Annotated in this window: 7 protein-coding genes; 3 read left to right on the forward strand and 4 right to left on the reverse strand. The window is 67.7% G+C overall.

What is annotated here, in order from left to right; genetic code table 11:
• The 3 genes from QN345_RS14580 to QN345_RS14590 all read left to right on the forward strand — a co-directional run.
• Positions 1–316, forward strand: a 316-nt coding sequence (locus QN345_RS14580; RefSeq protein WP_323508799.1) for a hypothetical protein, incomplete at its 5' end; no start/stop codon positions are given.
• Between the two features lie 200 nt (positions 317–516).
• The gene (locus QN345_RS14585; protein ID WP_322140918.1) at positions 517–1,941 is read left to right on the forward strand and encodes a S1C family serine protease; all 1,425 of its coding nucleotides are present in this window, start codon (positions 517–519) and stop codon (positions 1,939–1,941) included.
• Between the two features lie 139 nt (positions 1,942–2,080).
• Positions 2,081–2,449, forward strand: a complete 369-nt coding sequence (locus QN345_RS14590; protein ID WP_322135386.1) for a DUF2834 domain-containing protein — start codon at positions 2,081–2,083, stop codon at positions 2,447–2,449.
• Here the strand turns inward: QN345_RS14590 and QN345_RS14595 are convergent.
• From QN345_RS14595 to QN345_RS14610, 4 genes are read right to left on the reverse strand one after another with little or no spacing between them, the layout of a single operon-like run.
• Positions 2,355–3,092, reverse strand: coding sequence for a Pr6Pr family membrane protein (locus tag QN345_RS14595; RefSeq protein ID WP_322135387.1), 738 nt, complete (start codon positions 3,090–3,092; stop codon positions 2,355–2,357). The two genes, QN345_RS14590 and QN345_RS14595, sit on opposite strands and share 95 nt — an antisense overlap.
• A gap of 53 nt (positions 3,093–3,145) precedes the next feature.
• Positions 3,146–4,039, reverse strand: coding sequence for an amino acid ABC transporter ATP-binding protein (locus QN345_RS14600; RefSeq protein ID WP_134561501.1), 894 nt, complete (start codon positions 4,037–4,039; stop codon positions 3,146–3,148).
• A complete protein-coding gene (locus tag QN345_RS14605) occupies positions 4,026–4,694 on the reverse strand; it encodes an amino acid ABC transporter permease (RefSeq protein ID WP_322135388.1) in 669 nt (222 codons plus the stop codon). The genes QN345_RS14600 and QN345_RS14605 overlap by 14 nt, the downstream gene beginning before the upstream one ends.
• Positions 4,695–4,701: 7 nt before the next feature.
• A complete protein-coding gene (locus QN345_RS14610) occupies positions 4,702–5,529 on the reverse strand; it encodes an amino acid ABC transporter substrate-binding protein (RefSeq protein ID WP_322135389.1) in 828 nt (275 codons plus the stop codon).
• Positions 5,530–5,975: the final 446 nt, after the last annotated feature.

A 5,975-nucleotide genomic window follows, 5' to 3' on the forward strand; every position in this document is an offset into this window, starting at 1 on the left:
CGTAGTCGATTTTAGCCTGAGCGAGGTCGGAGTCCGCGGCGATTTTCGACGCGAGGGTGTTCATGCCGCCGAGGTCGTCTCGCACCAGGCCGGCGGAATCGCGCTCGACACCCTCTTCGTCGATGAGGGCTTCGGCTCCCTGGACAGCGAAACGCTCGAAACGGCGATGAGCACCCTCGACGGCCTCCGGGCCGGTGGCCGCACCATCGGACTGATCAGCCACGTGGATTCGATGAAGGAACAGATTCCGGCGAAGCTCGAGGTCACCGTCACCGATCAGGGTTTCAGTGAAATCGGCAGCACAGTCCTCGTCTGAAGCTGCGCCGGTTTGGACCTGTGCTCGTCTGACGCTGTGCTCGTCTGACCGGCCCGGCCTGCCCGGAGGGGCTCACAGTCGATGGGCGGGACCCTCTGGGCCAACACCACGACGCCTCATAGAAATCCGATAGCTTCCGGGACTTGGGTGGGAACCAGTCGCGACGGTACGGCCGTCACCCGGAGGAAAAGGATCTCACAATGACTGGCACCGAACCCACGGGCACGGAACCCACTGGCACGGAACCCACTGGCACGGAATCCACGGGCACGGAACCCACGGGCAACAGCCTGGCCGCACCCGTCGTCAACCCGGCCTTCCACCGGCCGCGCTTCCGTGCCGGAGTGATCGTCTCGATGGGGCTCGCTGCAGCCCTCGTCACCGCGACGACGGGCGCCGGCCTGTACTTCTCCTCGATGGCCGTCGCCCAGGTCGTCGCCGCGGCCTCCTCCTCGAACAGCTCGACGTCGGGCACGAGCAGCTCGGGCTCGGTTGCGGGATCAACCGGATCATCGGGAACCTCAGGTTCCTCGGCGACCCTCGGTACCTCCGGCCTGCGCCCCGGCGGCCCCTCCAACTATGGGTCCGGCACCGCATCCGCGACGACGGCCACCGCGCTCGACACCACTGCGGCAACGGCCGCGCAGTCGGTCGGCGTCGTCGTCATCGACACCGTCCTCAAGTACCAGAGCGCCGAAGCGGCCGGCACCGGAATCGTGCTCACCTCGAACGGTGAGATCCTGACCAACAACCACGTCATCGACGGCGCGACGAGCATCAGCGTGACGGTCGTCTCGACCGGCGTGAGCTATGTGGCGGATGTCGTCGGTACGGACTCCTCGCAGGACATCGCCGTGCTGAAACTCGAGAATGCCTCCGGGCTGGTCCCCGCCACTCTGGACACGACCTCGACCGTCGCGGCGGGGGACGCGGTCACCGGGGTCGGCAACGCCGGCGGAACGAGCACCCTCACCGCGGCGGCCGGCACCGTCACGAGCGTCGACCAGACCATCACCGCGTCGAGCGAGGATGCCACGGACGCCGAAACCCTGACCGGCCTGATCCAGGTTGACGCGGACATCCAGTCCGGCGACTCCGGCGGGCCCCTCTACGACGCCGACGGGGAGGTCATCGGCATTGACACGGCGGCGTCCTCAGGGACCGCGACGATCAGTGGCTTCGCGATCACGATCGACGCGGCCCTCGAGGTCGTCACCCTGATCCACACCGGCGTCGAAACGAGCACTGTCACGATCGGCTACCCGGCGTTCCTCGGGGTCGCGGTCGGTTCGGGCGCCACCACGTCGACGGACACGGGCTCTGTCAACGGCCGCAGCTACCGCGGCAGCCTCGGCGCGGCATCCGGCACCACCGGATCGACGGCCACGACCGGTGACTCGGCCGTGATCACGGCGGTCGTCGCCGGTTCGGCCGCCGCCACCGCCGGGATCGTCGCGGGCGACACCATCACCGCCGTCGACGGCACGTCGATCACCTCGGCCGCCGCCCTCACCTCGACCCTCACGGCGTACAACCCCGGCGACTCGGTCACCCTCACCTGGACGGACACCGCCGGGGCACCCCACACCGCATCCGCGACCCTCACCGCCGGCCCCGCCGACTGACCCGCGCGCGTCTCCTCTCCGCGAGAGCGTAATTTTGGCCCTTAAACCGCTGGTTTAAGGGCCAAAATTACGCTCTCGCGAGGTGGGTGGACGCGTCGACGTGACGGGACGGAGCGGGAAGGGGCGGCATACTGTCGGCATGACCCGGAACTGGACCCCGCTCGCCCTCGTGTACCTCGGCTTGAGTATTGCCGGCCTGATCGGCACCTGGACGTACAACATCCTCTCGATCAGCCAGGCGCGCGACTACGTCGGCGACTGGACCGGAAGCGGCCCCTCGGTGTCATCGCTCACCGTCGACCTGCTTGTGACAGCCGTGGCAGGCAGTATCCTGATCATCGTCGAAGCCCGCCGGCTCGGCATGAAACGCGCCTGGCTCTACGTCGTCCTCGCGTTCGTTCTCGCCTTCGCGTTCAGCTTTCCGCTGTTCCTCGCGATGCGCGAGCGTCAGCTGGAGGCGACAGGGATGCTGCCGGATCTTCCGCCAGAACAGCTGTCGAAGCCGTGACCCCTGTCGCATGCCCCGCCCGGCTCACGGAGATCGCCGCAGCAGCGAGGCCCGCGATGACGACGGCGATTCCGAGCACGTACCCGCCGACGCTCCCATATCCGCCGGGTCCGGTCGGGTCGAGGAACGGGTAGGTGTAGAACCCGGTGACGGCGCCGCGGATCACGGCGTAGACGACCCACACGATCGGATACAGGAGGGCGAAGCCCAGGGCCTTCCAGGCGAGGGCCGGCCGCCCAGGGGCGAGGAGCCAATCGACCAGGATGAAGATCGGCGCCCAGACGTGCAGGACCTCGTTCGGCCAGGCGATCCCGGTGAAACCGTCGGACACCACGTTGCGCAACAGTGCGTTGTAGACGACCGCGGTCACGATCGCGTAGCAGAGCCCCGACATCCTGATCCGGGTGAAAAGCTCCGGGTCTGCCCGGAACCGGAGGGCGAGGGAACCGCCCCAGAGCAGGACGACCGCGTTGACCAGGCTCGACTGCACCGTGAAGTACCCGAAGTACTCCGTCGGCACGAAGGCGTCGTGCACAGCCTGGTCGACGACTTGAGTGAGCACACTCGCGAGGAGGAGCATCCCGATCGCGAGGCGGAAGACCCCGAAGACGCGTCGTTGCGTGGTCACCGCTGCTGTTGCCATGGCATCACGATAGCGGTGCGGACGGGCGGGATCGACGGACCGGGCGGGCGCGTTCAGAACGGGTTGAGCAGGCGGTGCAGGAACTGCCGGGTGCGTTCCTCGCGCGGGTTCCGGAGCACCTGCCTGGGGTCGCCGTGTTCGACGATCGTGCCGCCGTCGACGAAGGCGATCTCGCTCGCGACCTCCCGGGCGAACTCCAGTTCGTGGGTGACGATCACCATGGTCCACCCCTCGATCGCGAGTTCCTTGATCAGGCGCAACACGTCCCCGACCAACTCAGGATCGAGCGAGGACGTCGGCTCGTCGAAGAGCAGGAGCTGGGGGCGGAGTGCGAGCGCCCGCACGATCCCGACCCGCTGCTGCTGGCCGCCGGAGAGTTCGAACGGAAACGCATCCGTCTTGTCGGCCAGACCCACCCGGGCGAGGAGAGCGAGCGCCTCCGCGGTGACCTCCGCCTTCGGGCGGCGCTGCACGACGACAGGACCCTCGAGCACGTTCTCGAGCACCGTCTTGTGCGGGAACAGGTTGTAGTTCTGGAACACCATCGCCGACCGGTCGCGGAGGGCCGCGAGGCTCTTGTCGCTCGGGCCCTTGACGGCGCCGAAGTCGACCGTGATCGCGGTTCCGGCGAGTGAGGGGTCCCCGGGCGTGGCGGCGACCTGCGTGGCGTCTGCGACCTCGGCGGTGATCGTGATCGTGCCCCCGTCCGCGGTTTCGAGCCCGTTCAGGCACCGCAGAATGGTGGTCTTCCCCGAGCCGGAGGGGCCGATCAGGGCGAGCACCTGGCCCCGGGCGACGGTGAGGTCGATGGACTCGAGCACGCTGGTCGAGCCGAAGCTCTTGCGCAGCCCCCGAACGGTGAGCAGGGCGGCGGATGCCGCGGGCTCTGTCCCTTCGCCGTGCTGCGGCTCGGTCGGCGGGTCGAGCGGGGTATCAATGGGCGACATAACGGTCCAATCGCTTTTCGAGCCTGCCCTGCACGGTCGAGAGCACGAGGCAGATCACCCAGTACACGAGCGCGGCCTCGAGGTAGAGCAGCATGAATTCCTGGCTGAACGCCGCGACCTTCTGGGCCTGCCGGAAGAGTTCGGTGACAAGGATCAGCGAGGCGAGGGAGGTGTCCTTGACGAGGCTGATGAACGTGTTCGACAGCGGGGGGACCGAGACGCGGGCGGCCTGCGGCAGGATGATCCGGGTCAGTGCCTTGCTGCGGGACATTCCGACCATCCAGGCCGCCTCCCACTGGCCCTGGGGCACGGAGAGGATCGCGGCGCGGATGACCTCTGCGGCATACCCGCCGACATTGATCGAGAAGGCGATCACGGCGCTCGGCCACGGGTCGATCAGAAGCCCGAGCGAGGGAAGCCCGTAGAAGATCACGAAGAGCTGCACGAGCAGCGGCGTTCCCCGCACGATCGAGATGAACACCCGGGCGATCGCGGACAACCAGCGCTGCCGGGACAACCTCATGAGCGCGAGGACGAGCGCGAGCACGAGACCGAGCGCGAAGGAGACGAGCGCGAGCGGAATCGTGCCCTGGATGGCGCCCATCAGGATCGGACCCAGTGCGCTGAGGGCGAGGTCCCAGTTCGACTGAGTCATCTGCTGGTTACTTCGAGACGTCGGCCCCGAAGTACTTCTCCGAGATCGAGGTCAGGGTGCCGTCCGCGGCAAGATCGGCGAGGGCGGTGTCGACGGCGGTTGCGAGGGCGGTGCTGCCGCCGGCGAACGCGAGGGCGCTCTCCGACTTGTCGGTCGTGGTCGCGGCGACCTTGAGCCCCGAAGCGTCGTTGTTCTTCTTGTAGTCGAGGAAGGTCAGGTTGTCGTTGATCGTGGCGTCGACCCGGCCCTGCTCGACGAGGGCGACGGACTGCGCCCAGCCCTCGACGGCCTGCACGTTGGCGCCGCTCTGGGTCGCGAGGGTGTTCCAGTTGCTCGTGAGCGACTGGGCGGTGGTCTTCCCGGAGAGGCTCTCGAACGAGGTGATCGAGGTGTTGTCCGACTTCACGACGATCACGCCCGTCGAGTAGGTGTACGGGGTGGAGAAGGTGTACTTGGCGGTGCGCTCAGGGGTGATCGAGACCTGGTTGGCGATCGCGTCGAACCGGCCGGCCTCGAGCCCGGCGAAGATGCCGTCCCACTGGGTCTCCTGGAAGGTCGCGGTGACTCCGAGCTTGGCGGCGACGGCCTTGACCACGTCGACGTCGTATCCGGTGATGTCTCCGGCGCCGTTCTCGTGGAACGAGAACGGGCGGTATGTTCCCTCTGTCCCGACCGTGAGCGTTCCCGCCTTCTGCACCTTGGCGAGGGAATCGTCGGCGGTCGTTGCGCCGCTCGTGCTTCCGGCCGTGCCGCCGCTGGCGCACGCGGTGAGGGACAGTGCTGCGAGGGTGACGATGGCTCCCGCGACGAGCGCGGAGCGGAACGTGAGCTTCATGGGAATGCCTAACGCGAATGCAGGGAATCGAACCGCCGGTTTGACGCTTCGGAAGGTGAAAGACCAGGGTGGCGGTCCTTCACACGAGGGAGTCTCCGGGCCGGGTGTGTTCACCGGGGACTTCCGAAGAATAACAAGGTGCAGGCATCCCCGACTATTCCCGTGACGCACGATGACGCCCGCGCCGGTCGTTCTCCGCCATCGCGAATGCGCGCCACGGGAGGGGGCTGCCGCCTTGTCGGCCGTGCCGCCGGGACGTATGCTGCGCGCATTCGATGTCGTTGCTCCTGCCACGGAGGTCGCCGTGCTCACACCCGAACAGCATGATCGGTCCGGCGCTGTTTTGCTGGGGCTCGCCGCCGGGGATGCCCTCGCGTCCGGCGGTGACTTCGAGTGGTCCGAGCGGACGGCCGCGGCCGTGGACCTCGCGCTGCTCACGGCCGACG

The sequence above is a fragment of the Cryobacterium sp. 10I1 genome (genome assembly GCF_035019805.1).
Taxonomy (GTDB): domain Bacteria; phylum Actinomycetota; class Actinomycetes; order Actinomycetales; family Microbacteriaceae; genus Cryobacterium; species Cryobacterium glucosi.